Here is a 13,530-nt window from a genome sequence, read left to right as displayed (position 1 = left end):
TATGACGGTTCTCCTCTACATCGTCGGGATCGTCCTGTTCCTGATCGGAATCTCGATTTCGATCGGTCTGCACGAGCTGGGCCACCTGACGCCGGCGAAGAAGTTCGGTGTCAAGGTCACCCACTACATGGTCGGCTTCGGCCCGACCGTGTTCTCCTTCCGCCGCGGCGAGACGGAATACGGAATCAAGGCGTTTCCCTTGGGCGGATTCATCGCCATGCCGGGAATGTACCCGCCCCTCAAAGCGACAACGCGACGGGCAGGGACTGCTTCCGGAGAGGATGCCCAGCACGCAACTGACGCGGCCGGAAGCGATCACCTCGGCGACGTCGCGACCGAGACTGCTGGCCGCCCGCGCAGGCAGCGGCGCGGTCGCCTGTTCGAGAACACGATGGCCGATGCCCGGGACTTCTCGAACCAGGAGATCGATCCGAGGGAGGAGCACCGGACGTTCTACGCTCTGAACGTCCCCAAACGCCTCGTCGTGATGTTCTCCGGACCTCTGGTCAACCTCGTCCTCGGAATCATCATCATGGCGATCTCGCTCATCGGCATCGGGATCACGACCCCGACGACCACCGTGCAGACCGTCGTCGAATGTGCGGTTCCGGCCTCCGAAGCGGCGCAGCGTCCCGCGGACCAGAGGAAGAGCTGCCAGGACGATGATCCGCTGACTCCCGCGTGGGAAGCCGGAATCAAACCAGGCGATGACATCACCTCGGTCGCCGGCGTCTCCACCGACAGCTGGGACGAACTCTCCAGCGTCATCAAAGATCATGCCGGTGAGCGAGTCGACGTGTCGTTCACCCGGGACGGTCACTCGCAGTCCGTGAACGTTCCGATCATCGCGCATGAGAGCGCCCGCGTCGACGACAGTGGAAAGCCCATGATGAACGCCGACGGCACACCTCAGACGGTGACGGAGGGATTCTTCGGCGTCGGACCGGTCCAGGAGCGCCAGCCGCTGCCGCTGAACGAATTCCCCGGCGCAGTCTGGGACCAGGTCAGCGGTGTCTTCCACGCGATCGTGACCCTGCCCGTCAAACTCATCGACATCGCCGAGGTGGCCACCGGTTCGAAGGAACGCGACGCCGAGGGGCTGGTCGGGATGGTCGGAGTCGGGCGCATCGCCGGTGAGATCGTGTCGACGGACAAGTTCCAGATCATGGACAAGGCGCAGCTGGGGCTGGGAATGCTGGGATCACTCAACATCTTCCTGTTCGCGTTCAACATGATCCCGCTGCTCCCGCTCGACGGCGGACACATCGCAGTGGGCCTCTACGAAGGGGCGCGCCGCCAGATCAACAAATTCCGTGGGCGCGGCAAGATCGGGCCCTTCGACACAGCCCGACTGCTGCCGCTGACCTACGTCGTCATCGCGCTGATGCTGTGCATGACGGCGCTGCTCGTCTACGTCGACCTCGTCAAACCCGTCACGTTAGACGCGATCTTCAACTCCGGATAGCCGGAGGGCCGACCCCGGGCGGCGGGACAGCGAGGGAGAAGTCTGCCCGCAATGCCCGGCGGGAGCGGTGTTCAGCTGCTCAGTGAGATCGTCTGCACCTCGCCGAGGTGGTCCAAGCTCACCGTGATCGTCGGTGACGTCTGTGCCGGGTTCGTCTCGCCGCCGGCCTGCCCGCCCGGAACCGTCACCGTCCCCTTCAGCGGAGTCGTCATGGTGACGTTCTCGGCGCTGAAGGCCCGAGTGAGCTGCTGCTCTTCTCTCCACGCCGCGAAACGCTCACCACGTTCTGCGCGAGGCTCATCGAGGTCCATGTTCACGGTGAAGAGTTCCTCGGCGACCGTATCGTCGAAATCGATGACCAGGTTCGCTGCGCGCAGCACGGTCTCTGCCTGTTCGGGTGCGGCGGCGTGGTGAGGTGACGGCACCGCGGTGGCCCTGCGGGTGAGCTGCAGACCGGGATTGCCCGTTGCCGCGGCCCAACCGGCGTCGATGGCGTCCCGGACGGTGCTTTCGGCCGGGTAGTAGGTTGTGTTGCCGAACACGACGATGCTCAGGCCCAGATCCGGGAACCAGCGCATGTGCGAGCCGTATCCGGGATAGCCCCCGGAATGGCAGGCGACACGACCGAAGCGGGAGTCCAGGCGCGGCTGCAGACCGAAACCGTAGTTCACGGATTCCGTGTGGTGCTCGCTGTGCTGAACTTCGATGAGGCGATGCGCCTGCTGATTGTCGTTCAGGATCCGCGGCAGCGCCTCAGGCGCATAGGCGTCGATGTTCTCAAGGGCGTCCATATGGGCATCCATCCAGGTCCCGATGTCGTTGACCGTGGAGATGACTCCGCCGATGGGGGAGAAGGCACCGGGGCCGGTGAGTTCGGCAGGGTGGCCGCCGCCGTTGCGGTCGATGCGGATGCCGGGCATCAGGTCTGGGAAGTCGGCGATGTCGAAACCGGTGCGAGTCAGACCCGCGGGTTCAAGCACCTCGGTGGTCACGAGGTCGATGAACGGCCTCCCGGTCACTGCCTCGGCGACGAGTCCGAGGAGTGCATAGCCGAGATTGGAGTATTCGTAGCCGGTGTCTGCCGGGCCGATGGGGATGGCTCCGGCCTTGAGATAGTCGACGAGCTCGGTCTTCGTCATCGACTCCACCCGATCGGCCCAGGGGTCGTCCTTGGTGAACCCGGTGCCCATCGTCAGTGCCTGCCGGCACGTGCGGTCGGCGATCGATGTGTCGGCGATATCGGGGATGAGCTGGCCCAGGGGCCGATCGAGATCCAAGCCCTTGGATGTGAGGTGGCCCATGAGCGCCGCGGTGAATGACTTCGTCATCGACGCGATCCGGTAGGGAACGTCGCCCTGGGCAACGGTCCCGGTCTCACCTCGGCGAAAGACACCCCACGCCAATGTGCCGCCCTGGTCTGCCAGGGAATCGGCTGCAGCTTCAAGGCGGCCGATGATGGCCTGGGTATCGGGGTGGGTGAAGGGCACAGAATCGCCTCGGCGCACAGGCATCTCCTCTGATCTGATCCTCGGATCGGACGGCAAGTTTCCTTCACAATACCTGCGAAATGATGCTGTGGTGAGCGATCACACCGTGGTCGACGAGCCCGGACACAGTTTGAAGTCCTACAATATGAATGACTCGAACGATCAGTCTGGTCCCCAGTCTTCAATGAAGGGAATGTCTTCGTGACATCGGTCAATCTCGGAATGCCTGCCCCACCACCTCCTGTGCTCTCGCCGCGACGGAAGACGCGACAGATCCAGGTCGGAAAGGTCGGCGTCGGTTCCGATTTCCCTGTCAGTGTCCAGTCGATGACGACGACGCAGACCACTGACATCAACGGGACTCTGCAGCAGATCGCCGAACTCACTGCCGCAGGCTGCGACATTGTGCGGGTGGCCTGCCCCTCACCCGATGACGCTGCCGCTTTGCCGATCATCGCGCAGAAGTCGCAGATCCCGGTCATCGCCGACATCCACTTCCAGCCGAAGTACGTCTACGCCGCGATCGACGCCGGCTGCGGCGCTGTCCGCGTCAATCCCGGAAACATCCGTAAATTCGACGATCAGGTCAAGCAGATCGCGAAGGCGGCAAATGACGCCGGAACCTCGATCAGGATCGGTGTCAACGCCGGATCCCTGGACAAGCGGATTATGGAGAAATACGGCAAAGCCACTCCGGAGGCGCTCGTCGAGTCCGCCGTGTGGGAGGCCTCGCTGTTCGAAGAACACGACTTCCACGACTTCAAGATCTCTGTGAAGCACAACGACCCCGTGGTCATGGTCCGCGCCTACGAGCTGCTCGCCGAACGCGGCGACTGGCCCCTGCACCTGGGCGTCACCGAGGCTGGGCCTGCCTTTCAGGGCACAATCAAGTCCGCGACCGCCTTCGGCACACTGCTGTCGCAGGGCATCGGCGACACGATTCGCGTCTCCCTCTCTGCCCCACCGGTGGAGGAGATCAAGGTCGGCAACCAGATTCTGGAGAGCCTCAACCTCAAACCTCGCAAACTCGAGATCGTCTCCTGCCCCTCCTGCGGACGCGCCCAGGTCGACGTCTACACCCTCGCGGACAAGGTCACTGCCGGTCTCGAAGGCATGGAGGTTCCTCTGCGTGTGGCTGTCATGGGCTGTGTCGTCAACGGTCCCGGTGAGGCCCGTGAAGCCGACCTCGGTGTGGCCAGCGGCAACGGCAAGGGCCAGATCTTCGTCAAGGGTGAGGTCATCAAGACCGTGCCCGAGGACATGATCGTCGAGACTCTCATCGAAGAAGCCAATCGCATCGCAGCTGAGTCCGACATCCCGTCCGGGTCGCCCGACGTCGTCGTCGGCTGAGCCCAGTCCTGGCGGAGAAATTTCCCGGTGTATGAGGATCTGATCAAGGAGGCGCTCTCGTGCTGAGAGTCGTTCGGCTGGGACATCAGCACACTGACTGGCTGAAGGATCTGCTCGCACGCAACCCGTGTGAGAACGTCTACCTCATCGCGCTGCTCGAAGTCACCGGCACAGCTCAGATGGGGTCCCCGGCAGGTACCCTGCTGGGAGTCTTCAACGGCGATCGTCCGGTCGCAGCCTACTGGGTGGGCGGCAACATCATCCCCGTCGCTGCGACCCCAGGCACCAACCAGGTGCTTGCGGAGAAGCTCAACGCCGATGGGCGCTACTCCTGTTCACTCATCGGCGCCCGCGACATCATCCTCGATCTGCACAGCCGCCTGAACTGGGGGCGTCCCCGCGGGGTCCGTGACCGCCAGCCGCTGTTGGCCATCAGCTCCGACCCGTTGATCGAACCCGACGAGGCCGTCAACTTGGTCACGGTGGAGCAGCTGCCCGCAGTGTTCTCTGCCAGCGTGGACATGTTCACCAACGAGGTGGGCTTCTCTCCCGTCGAGGGCGGCCAGGCGAGCTACCTGGCCCGAGTCCGCAACATCATTCGGGGTAAGAACTGCTTTGCACGCATCTCCGAGACTCTGCCTCAGGGCGGTGCGGTCAGACGCTGGCCGGCGACGGAGCAGGCCGAGCAGGTGCTGTTCAAGGCAGACATCGGCATCCGGGCACCGCGCATCGTTCAGGTTCAGGGCGTCTGGGTCCATCCCGACGTTCGCCAGCAGGGCCTGGGCGCTGCCGGAATGGCGGCCGTCGTCGCGCAGACTCGAGCCGCGGGGCATACCACTGTGAGCCTCTATGCCAATGATTACAACGAGGTGGCCCTGCGCATGTACACACGCGTCGGGTTCGAACAGGTCGGCACCTTCGCCACCGTCATGTTCTGACCGGCCTCACGCCGGCGGCGAATGGTTGTGGGCCAGCGGCGCGGCCAGCGGCAGCCTCAGGAGTCTCGGCGATCCCAGTTTCGGGGTTTGGCCATGTCGCCCAGAAACTTCTCCATCTCCCGACGGTCCTTCTTCGTCGGCCGTCCCAATCCTTTGTCTCGGCGGGGGACGAATCCGCGCAGAGCAGGATCCGGCGGCGGAGTGAGGTCTTCGTAGCACTGCACAGCGATCGAGGCCTGCGGCCGAGTGGGGATGAAGCCGGTGATCTTCCAGATGAATTCGGTGCTGGCTTTGCGCACGCGCACCTCCTGGCCGATGGAGACCTTCTGCGCTGCCTTGACACGCTGACCATCGACCTGGACGTGTCCGCCGCGGCAGGCCTGAGTCGCCAGGTTCCGGGTCTTGAACATCCTGGTCGTCCACAGCCAGACGTCGACACGAACGTGCTTGCCGGGCGAACGGTCAATCTCCACAGTCGGCCTCCATCACATCAGCGTTCAACACATCAGAGTCCATTATCGTCGGTGCCCGCGCTCGGTGCGGGGACGTCTGCATCGCGACGCAGCGCGATCTCGGAGCGGCGGGTGAATGTCTGGGCGGGGCGACCGCGCCCCTGGGACACAGCTTGCCCAGTCGGTGCCAGCAGCGGAAGCATCGTGCGGCGAAAGGTGTCTGCCTGCAGATCCTCGCCGGAAACGACCTCGTGCAGTTCGCGCAGCTGTCGCAGCGAGAATTCCTTCGGCAACAGCCCGAACGGGTCGGGTGTGCGCTCATGCAGGGCACGCAGTCGGTGCACCGCCACTCGGACGATCTCCTGATGCTCGGCGCTGAGCTCACGCACCGAATGCACAGGAGCCAGCTTTCTCCGTCGGGCATCCTTCGGGTCAGGCTCTGTCTCCGGGGTACTCGCGTCACCGAATCCGACATCGTTCGTCGACAGCACGTCGAGGTGTGCCACCGAGATCACCCACCCGCGATCATCACGATCGGGCTGGTCGAAGACATGGAGCTGAACTGGGGCACGGTCGACAAGCCGCGCCTTTTCGTGCAGACATCGGGCAACAGCCTCGGCGAGTCGCTCCTGGGGGCGCAGAATCGACCCCGGCAGCTGCCACACGCCATCGCCGGAATGAGTGAGGAGCACGTGCAGGCCACGCCGAGGGACGGGGCAGAGGACCGCGGTGTCGACCGCGACCGAGGGCCGCGGGAACTGCGTCAGTTGAGTGGAATCAGGCATGCTCTTCGTATCGGTCAGGGAGTCGGTGGGACAGCGAATCGGCCTGAATCGTTCAGGCCCTGGTGGACGTCTGTGCCCACCAGTCTAATTCGCTTCCCCCACCACGCGAATCCACCCGCTGACTGCCGCCTTCCAACCACGCGAGCGATCGGTTTTGTCCCATAATTGCCGTGTGGATACTCGCGTGCGATAGTGTTCGATCTGAGTCTTGACAAGTTGAGGAGTATCACCCATGGCCCTGCGCATGTCGTCCCTGTTTGTGCGAACCCAGAAGGAGGACCCGGTCGGTGCCGAGGTCGCCAGCCACAAACTTCTGCACCGTGCGGGCTACATCCGCCGATCGGCCCCGGGGATCTACACGTGGCTGCCGCTGGGACTGAAGGTCTTGGGCAAGATCGAAGCCATCGTGCGCGAAGAGATGGCCGAAGCCGGATCACAGGAAGTCCATTTCCCCGGTCTGCTGCCCGCCGACCCGTACCGGAAGTCCGGCCGCTGGGAAGCCTTCGGACCCGACCTGTTCCACCTCAAGGACCGCAGGGACAACGACTACATTCTGGCACCCACACACGAAGAGGTCTTCACCCTCCTCGTCAAGGACCTGTACTCCTCCTATAAGGACCTCCCGCTCTCGATCTACCAGGTCCAGACCAAATACCGTGATGAGGCCAGGCCCCGCGCGGGTCTGCTGCGCGGACGCGAATTCATCATGAAAGACGCCTACTCCTTCGACATCGACGACGCCGGACTCGACGCCTCCTACGAAGCCATGCGCGTGGCCTACCTGCGCGCCTTCGCCCGCCTCGGCCTGCCCTGCCTGCCCGTCAAAGCCACACCCGGCGCCATGGGCGGCTCCGGCACCGAGGAATTCATCTACCCCTCCGAGGTCGGTGAAGACACCTTCGTGCGCTCACCCGGCGGATACGCCGCGAACGTCGAGGCAGTGACCTCGATCGTGCCCGAGGCGATCCCGTTCGAAGACTCACCCGCAGCCCACGTCGAGGACACCCCAGACACCCCCACGATCGAGTCCCTCGTGGCCGCAGCGAACGCCGATCACCCTCGCGAGGACCGCGAGTGGATCGCAGCAGACACACTCAAGAACGTCGTCTGCGCCGTCACCCACCCCGACGGCACCCGCGAGATCATCGTCATCGGCCTTCCCGGAGACCGCGACGTCGACCTGGACCGCGCTGCCGGAACCGGAATGCTCGGCAACGGCGAAGTCGATCTCGAGGCCGCCACCAGCGAAGATCTCGCCGCCCACCCGGAGCTCATCAAGGGCTACATCGGACCAGGCCTCGACCTCGACAACCAGGTGCTTGGACTCGAGGGCACCTCGAAGGTCCGCTATCTCCTCGATCCTCGCGTCGTCGAGGGCACCCGGTGGATCACCGGCGCCAACGAGCCCGGCCGCCACGTCTTCGATCTCGTCGCCGGTCGCGACTTCACCTCCGACGGCACCATCGAGGCCGCCGAGGTGGTCCTCGGTGACCCCGCGCCCGACGGTTCTGGCCCGCTCGAGTTGGCCCGTGGCGTTGAGATCGGTCAGATCTTCAAACTGGGCCGCAAGTACGCCGAGTCCCTTGATCTCAAGGTCCTGGACCAGAACGGCAAGGCCACTACCGTGACTATGGGCTCCTACGGCCTCGGCGTCACCCGTGTCATGGCCTGCATCGCGGAGGAATACCACAGCGAAGGCGGTCTCCTCTGGCCCCAGCACCTGGCCCCGGCCGATGTGCACATCATCGCCGCAGGCAAGGGCGAAGAGATCGCCGAGGCGGCCGAGAAGCTGACATCCGAGCTCGAATCAGAGGGCGTCACCGTCCTCCTCGACGACCGCCTCAAGGTCTCACCCGGCTTCAAGTTCGCTGATGCTGAACTCATCGGCATCCCGACCGTGATCGTCGTCGGTCGCGGCCTGGCCGATGGAGTGGTCGAAGTCCGCAACCGTCTGGCCGATGAGAAGCAGGAGCAGCCCGTCGCCGAGGTGGTCGCCTCCACCGTGGCCACGATCCGCGCCGCCTACGCCGCGGCTGCTTCCGCGGCAGACGCTGCGATCGCGGAAACATCTGAACGTTGAGCCGACCCAGGTGATGGAAACCCTCACCGCCGGCATCGATGTCACCCTCGGGATGCTCCTGTGGCTGTTGGCCGCGGGCGTACTGGCCGGGTGGATCGATGCCGTAGTCGGCGGCGGCGGTCTGATCCAGCTGCCGGCGCTGCTGCTGGTGCCCGGCATGACACCGGTCCAGGCGGTGGCCACGAACAAGGTGGGATCGATCGCGGGGACAACCGCCTCGGCGGTGACCTATCTGCGCAAGATCACGCCGGACAGATCGGCGACGATCCCTGCCGCCGCCACGGCGTTCCTCGGTGCCGTCCTCGGCGCCAAACTCGCGACCCTGGTCCCCGGTGAACTCTTCACACCGATCATCCTGGTCGCGCTCATCGGGGTCGGACTCTTCACGGTCCTCAACCCCAGCCTCGGCGCCGATGCGACCCTGCGGTTCGGGGAGTCCTCGAAACGCCATCATGGGCTGTCATGGCTGATCGGACTCACGATCGGCGTCTACGACGGCGTGCTCGGCCCGGGCACCGGTTCCTTCCTCGTCATCGCGTTCGTCACGGTCATCGGGTTCTCATTCCTCCAGGCCTCGGCCACAGCGAAGGTCATCAACTGGGCGACGAACTTCGGAGCCCTCGTCTTCTTCATCCCCGACGGCCAAGTCGTGTGGGCGCTCGGCCTCGTCGTGGCAGTGGGCAACGTGCTCGGCGGAATCTTCGGTGCGCGCACGGCCTTGAAGAAGGGATCCGGCTTCGTCCGCGTCGTCTTCGTCATCGTGGTCTCCGCGATGATCCTCAAACTCGGCTACGACGTGATCTCCGGCCTCATTCACTGACTGACACCATCGCTAAACCTCCCCGACGTCACTAAACGACCCCGGCGCCGGGTGCCATCAGCGACGTCGGGGAGGTTTAGGGGAGTGTTCAGCCGATGGGTTTGAGTGCGTGGGCGTTGACGCCGGCGACGTCGGCACCGGACAGGGCACGCGCCACCCACAAGGACCGTGCGGCATCGGCCAAGGCCCCGGTCGAACCGCTGCGAGCAGACCTGAGATACCAGAACATGTTCGTGACCTCCCGCGCGACGGCGGAACCCATTCCGTACTGTGGGTCCATGCCTGCGCACAGTGCGAGGTCGGTGGCGAAGCCGCGCAGCCACGCGGCCTGGGCCTGCGGATGCTGGGACGGGATCTCCACGAGACGATTCCACAGCACCGGCGCCAAGGTGTAGGCGGTCGGGCCCGACAGCGGCTGCGGGTCGATGGCCTTCCACGTGGAGATGCCGGCGGCATCGGGGTTGCCGGCGAGGATGTTGTAGTAATGCAGATCGGCGTGGATGAGCCAATTCTCCTCTGAAGCGGCCAGCGTCTGCATCCAATTGCGCGCGAACGAGAGCAGAAGCGAATCACCGGGACCTGCCTCTGACCAGCCGCTGAGCAGACCGGCATCAGCATCGAAGGTGCTCAACCAGCCTGCCGCCACATCCTGGACCCGCAGAAAGTCGGAATCCGCGGGAATCTCGAGCGACCTCTGCAGGGCACCCCAGACCGGAGGCACATCGGCCAGAGGAAGCACAGACAGATTGTCCTTGGTCCGCAACCGCTCCTGCAGCGTTACCCGGAAGCTGTGATCGTCCCTGACCACCCGGACGGCGCCGTGCCCGTTCCACATCTTCAACGCCCGCAGGGCCTGCGCATGCGCGGCAGTGTGCGCCGAGGTGGGGGCGGCGAACCGCAGCACCCCCTGGTAGTGCTCCTGGGTCAGGACCGGGATGACGAGGCTCTCGCAACCGGCCCAGGGAGAGCCGGGGACATCGTCGAAGCTCAGCTTCCAGCGATCGGCGAGCTCAGTGGCCATGAAATCCAATGCGGCGACCCAGGAGGTGGTGCGGAATTCGCCGATGATGTCGCGAGTGGCGTTGAACAGGACCGGTGGCACCTTCATTTCTGTGCCTCCGCGGTTCCCGAGTCCTCGGAATAGGAGTAACGCAGCACCTGGGGGCTGGCGAAGACCATGCGGGCTTGTGCCGACTCCCACAGTCGCAGAGCGGCTCGTGTGTCGGTCTGCAGCCATGGCAGGATGGCGGCTGCGAGGCCGTCCTCGAGGGATAGGGCCAGCTCTTTGGCGGTCGCCGGGTCGGTGGGGCTGGGGTCGAGCTTCCACGAGGGAGCACCAGCGTCCGCGTTCTTCTCGCCGAGCTTCTCAAGCATCTCTCCTGCCAGTGAGCCCAAGGACTCCAAACGGGCGACCGCACGTTTGCGCTCACGCGACTTCGAGTCGAAGTTCACGGCGAGACGTTCATATCCGTAGGAGGCGGCCCTGGCTTGGTCGAGGATCTCATTCCACATCGGGGAAGCAGTGGAATCGTCGGCTGTGGGTCCCTGTTCGTCAGGAGAGCCCGAGTCCTTCGCAGCCTCAGGTTCGCCCAAGGCCGAGTCAGGACTGGGCTGGCGAGAGTCGCGGATCAGTGCATCTGCGTCACGGATGATCTTCGCGTGCTCTTCTGCCCCCGCGGTCAACGCAAGGCCAGTCGCCACGTCAACGAGCACAGGAATGAGAGTTGAGCCCAAGGTCGGCAGAGCGGTGAATACGGCGGTGGAGACCACCTCGGCGGCGGCGATGTAGGTCCGCGGCTTCTCCGACGGTGGGGCCTCGGTTGCCACCTCCGTGGGTGGCGACCACGCCGGACCGATGGCAGTGCGGAGCTTCTGCAGATCCTCACCTGCGGTCTCGGGATCCGTGTCTCCCGCGGTCGTGGCGGCGAGGATCCTGGCGATGCGGTTGCGCAGCTGATTCGTCTCATCGAGAGTCGGCACATCCGGGGGAGTATCGAGTCTCACTCCGCAGCCCGACAGCAGGCTCAGGCCGGCCCCGCTCGCACCGAAGAGGAGAAGAGCGCGACGGCTGACGGGAAAACGCATAGGCCAATCGTAGCGGATGCTTAACCCCACCCGGGGGAGTCGCTTAGGGTTGGGCATAGGCAATCAGCAGGGCAGATACGACGTACCCGCGCGAGGCACACCTCGGCCGCGGGATGAGGACTGGAGGACACATGGATGAAGACGTGGCGCAGATCGAGAAACTTCTGCGGGAGCCGCTGAAGACCTCCGGTTTCTACCTGGAATCGGTCAAGGCAGTCGCCGCAGGGCAGAGGCGGGCGCTGACGGTCGTCGTCGACCTTGACGAGTCCAGTACGGAACCGATGTCGATGGAGAAGATCGCGGAATCCAGCCGACTCGTCGGCGACACCCTCGACGACGTCGAGATCTTCCGTGACAAGCCCTATCAGCTCGAGGTGACGAGTCCGGGGGCGACGAGGAAGCTCGAATCCCCGCGGCACTTCAAACGAGTGATCGGCCGTCGACTCGAAATCAGCACGAAGAAGGATACCTTCAAGCTCGATCTCGACGATGTGGGCGAGAACTCAATTTCGGGAATCGACCCCGCCAGCCGTGAGAAGCGGACCGTGTCGCTGGGCGACATCGTCAAGGCACAGGTCGAACTCAAATTTCGGTGAGCGTAATCTGAGATAGAATGTCACGCCTGCATAAATGAAGACCGACAATTCAATGCTCGAGGGAGCCGGAGAGGATATAGGCCATGGATATCGACCTCAGTGTTCTGCGCATTATCGAGCGAGAGCGGGAGATTCCGCTCGACACTCTGATCGAACTCATCGAACAAGCGCTCTTCCTTGCCTATCAGAAGACCGAGGGCGCGTGGCCAGACTCCCGCGCCGAACTGGACAAGACCTCCGGCGAAGTCCGCATCCTCGCGGTCGAATTCGACAACGATGACAACCCGATCGGCGAATTCGACGACACGCCCACCGGCTTCGGACGCATCGCTGCCCAGACAGCTCGCCAGGTCATCCACCAGCGTCTGCGCGATGTCGCAGACGAATCGGTGCTCGGCAACTTCAAGGGCCGTGAAGGCGAGATCGTCGCCGGTACCATCCAGCAGGGCAGAGACCCGCAGATGGTGCAGGTCGACCTCGGCGAAGTTGAGGCAGTTCTGCCTCCGCACGAGCAGGTTCCCGGAGAGACCTACCGTCACGGACAGCGCCTGCGCGTCTACATCGCAGACGTCCACAAGGGTCCTAAGGGAACTTCTGTCACTGTCTCGCGGACGCACCCGAACCTCGTTCGTCGGCTGTTTGCACACGAAGCACCGGAGATCGCAGACGGCACCGTTGAGATCGTCTCCCTGGCTCGTGAAGCCGGGCACCGAACCAAACTGGCAGTGCGCGCCACGAAGCCCGGCGTGAATGCGAAGGGCTCATGCATCGGTGAACTCGGTTCCCGCGTGCGCGCCGTGATGAACGAACTGGGCCAGGAGAAGATCGACATCGTCGACTACAGCGATGACCCGGCCAAGTTCATCGCCCATGCACTCTCGCCCGCCAAAGCGTCGAAGGTCGACATCCTCGACCCTGACCTGCAGGAATCACGCGCCATCGTCCCGCGGGACCAGCTCTCCCTGGCCATCGGCAAGGAAGGACAGAACGCACGTCTGGCGGCCAAGCTCACCGGTTGGAAGATTGACATCATCCCAGGCGAGTAGGCATCAAGCGTGATCTGAACCACTCGAGCCGTGGCACAGGTGGGGATGGAAGTGCTGTAGAATTGTTTACTGTGATTGTAGGCGCGGCACCCCAAAGGACGTGCATCGCCTGCAGGCAAAAGGCCGACCGGAAAGAACTCACAAGATTCGTGATTCGACCCGATCAGCATCCAGCCATCGTCCATGACGTGTCAGCGACACTTCCGGGACGAGGAGTCTGGGTGCACCCGACCGCCACATGCCTGAAGAAGGCGTTGACGGCCGCATCCTTCGCTCGAGCCTTTCGAACGAAGGTCACCGCCTCGGACCTGCCGAGGATGGATACCGAACCCAAGAAGAGCGGGTAGCCCGAATGGATGACAAGTTGTGAGTGTCGTGCGATGACACCGCTATCGGAATTCGAGAGAGCAGTGAAATGAGAACTGC

At 64.0% G+C, this 13,530-nt stretch carries 13 protein-coding genes; 8 read left to right on the top strand and 5 right to left on the bottom strand.

What is annotated here, in order from left to right:
- Nucleotide 1: 1 nt before the first annotated feature.
- Nucleotides 2-1,465 carry a M50 family metallopeptidase gene (locus INT40_RS08525; RefSeq protein WP_193095924.1) on the top strand — a complete coding sequence of 488 codons (1,464 nt, stop codon included), beginning with the start codon at nucleotides 2-4 and terminating at the stop codon, nucleotides 1,463-1,465.
- 71 nt (nucleotides 1,466-1,536) lie between these two features.
- On the opposite strand, the gene INT40_RS08520 is transcribed toward INT40_RS08525, so the two are convergent.
- Nucleotides 1,537-2,970, bottom strand: a complete 1,434-nt coding sequence (locus tag INT40_RS08520; RefSeq protein ID WP_193095923.1) for a serine hydrolase domain-containing protein — start codon at nucleotides 2,968-2,970, stop codon at nucleotides 1,537-1,539.
- 183 nt (nucleotides 2,971-3,153) lie between these two features.
- On the opposite strand from INT40_RS08520, the gene ispG reads away from it, so the two are divergent.
- Both ispG and INT40_RS08510 read left to right on the top strand, forming a co-directional pair.
- Nucleotides 3,154-4,302, top strand: coding sequence for a flavodoxin-dependent (E)-4-hydroxy-3-methylbut-2-enyl-diphosphate synthase (gene ispG, locus INT40_RS08515; RefSeq protein ID WP_101571209.1), 1,149 nt, complete (start codon nucleotides 3,154-3,156; stop codon nucleotides 4,300-4,302).
- A 59-nt stretch (nucleotides 4,303-4,361) separates the two neighbouring features.
- Complete coding sequence (locus INT40_RS08510) at nucleotides 4,362-5,240, top strand: GNAT family N-acetyltransferase (protein WP_193095922.1); 879 nt, start codon at nucleotides 4,362-4,364, stop codon at nucleotides 5,238-5,240.
- Between the two features lie 56 nt (nucleotides 5,241-5,296).
- Here the strand turns inward: INT40_RS08510 and INT40_RS08505 are convergent, their stop codons facing one another.
- Nucleotides 5,297-5,713, bottom strand: a complete 417-nt coding sequence (locus INT40_RS08505; RefSeq protein WP_101571205.1) for an RNA-binding S4 domain-containing protein — start codon at nucleotides 5,711-5,713, stop codon at nucleotides 5,297-5,299.
- A gap of 32 nt (nucleotides 5,714-5,745) precedes the next feature.
- Nucleotides 5,746-6,477, bottom strand: a complete 732-nt coding sequence (locus tag INT40_RS08500; RefSeq protein WP_101571202.1) for an NUDIX hydrolase — start codon at nucleotides 6,475-6,477, stop codon at nucleotides 5,746-5,748.
- 232 nt (nucleotides 6,478-6,709) lie between these two features.
- On the opposite strand from INT40_RS08500, the gene INT40_RS08495 reads away from it, so the two are divergent.
- Nucleotides 6,710-8,557: a proline--tRNA ligase gene (locus INT40_RS08495; protein ID WP_193095921.1), complete on the top strand. Its 1,848-nt coding sequence runs from the start codon at nucleotides 6,710-6,712 to the stop codon at nucleotides 8,555-8,557.
- A 13-nt stretch (nucleotides 8,558-8,570) separates the two neighbouring features.
- Entirely contained in the window at nucleotides 8,571-9,377 is an 807-nt protein-coding gene (locus tag INT40_RS08490) for a TSUP family transporter (protein WP_193095920.1), read from the top strand.
- An 88-nt stretch (nucleotides 9,378-9,465) separates the two neighbouring features.
- Here INT40_RS08490 and INT40_RS08485 read toward each other — a convergent pair whose 3' ends face one another.
- Both INT40_RS08485 and INT40_RS08480 read right to left on the bottom strand, forming a co-directional pair.
- Complete coding sequence (locus tag INT40_RS08485; RefSeq protein WP_193071969.1) at nucleotides 9,466-10,485, bottom strand: aminoglycoside phosphotransferase family protein; 1,020 nt, start codon at nucleotides 10,483-10,485, stop codon at nucleotides 9,466-9,468.
- Entirely contained in the window at nucleotides 10,482-11,462 is a 981-nt protein-coding gene (locus INT40_RS08480) for a hypothetical protein (protein WP_193095919.1), read from the bottom strand. Before INT40_RS08480 ends, INT40_RS08485 begins: the two co-directional genes overlap by 4 nt.
- Before the next feature lie 131 nt (nucleotides 11,463-11,593).
- Between INT40_RS08480 and rimP the strand changes: the two genes are divergently transcribed.
- The 3 genes from rimP to INT40_RS08465 all read left to right on the top strand — a co-directional run bounded on the left by rimP (nucleotide 11,594) and on the right by INT40_RS08465 (nucleotide 13,451).
- Nucleotides 11,594-12,058: a ribosome maturation factor RimP gene (rimP, locus tag INT40_RS08475; RefSeq protein WP_101571192.1), complete on the top strand. Its 465-nt coding sequence runs from the start codon at nucleotides 11,594-11,596 to the stop codon at nucleotides 12,056-12,058.
- Nucleotides 12,059-12,141: 83 nt separating this feature from the next.
- Complete coding sequence (gene nusA, locus INT40_RS08470; RefSeq protein WP_101571190.1) at nucleotides 12,142-13,104, top strand: transcription termination factor NusA; 963 nt, start codon at nucleotides 12,142-12,144, stop codon at nucleotides 13,102-13,104.
- 71 nt (nucleotides 13,105-13,175) lie between these two features.
- Nucleotides 13,176-13,451, top strand: coding sequence for a YlxR family protein (locus tag INT40_RS08465; protein WP_101571189.1), 276 nt, complete (start codon nucleotides 13,176-13,178; stop codon nucleotides 13,449-13,451).
- Nucleotides 13,452-13,530 lie beyond the last annotated feature (79 nt).

Origin of the sequence: Brevibacterium sp. FME17 (assembly GCF_014897515.1) — a bacterium.
Taxonomy (GTDB): Bacteria; Actinomycetota; Actinomycetes; order Actinomycetales; family Brevibacteriaceae; genus Brevibacterium.
Note: the sequence above shows the minus strand (reverse complement) of the source record. Positions and strands in the feature narration are given on the sequence as shown.

Bases quoted from the DNA above. Each gene is read 5' to 3' on its own strand.
- INT40_RS08525 (WP_193095924.1), top strand. From the start codon at position 2: ATGACGGTTCTCCTCTACATCGTCGGGATCGTCCTGTTCCTGATCGGA.
- INT40_RS08500 (WP_101571202.1), bottom strand. From the start codon at position 6,477: ATGCCTGATTCCACTCAACTGACGCAGTTCCCGCGGCCCTCGGTCGCG.
- INT40_RS08495 (WP_193095921.1), top strand. From the start codon at position 6,710: ATGGCCCTGCGCATGTCGTCCCTGTTTGTGCGAACCCAGAAGGAGGAC.
- INT40_RS08490 (WP_193095920.1), top strand. From the start codon at position 8,571: ATGGAAACCCTCACCGCCGGCATCGATGTCACCCTCGGGATGCTCCTG.
- INT40_RS08485 (WP_193071969.1), bottom strand. From the start codon at position 10,485: ATGAAGGTGCCACCGGTCCTGTTCAACGCCACTCGCGACATCATCGGC.
- INT40_RS08480 (WP_193095919.1), bottom strand. From the start codon at position 11,462: ATGCGTTTTCCCGTCAGCCGTCGCGCTCTTCTCCTCTTCGGTGCGAGC.
- rimP (WP_101571192.1), top strand. From the start codon at position 11,594: ATGGATGAAGACGTGGCGCAGATCGAGAAACTTCTGCGGGAGCCGCTG.
- nusA (WP_101571190.1), top strand. From the start codon at position 12,142: ATGGATATCGACCTCAGTGTTCTGCGCATTATCGAGCGAGAGCGGGAG.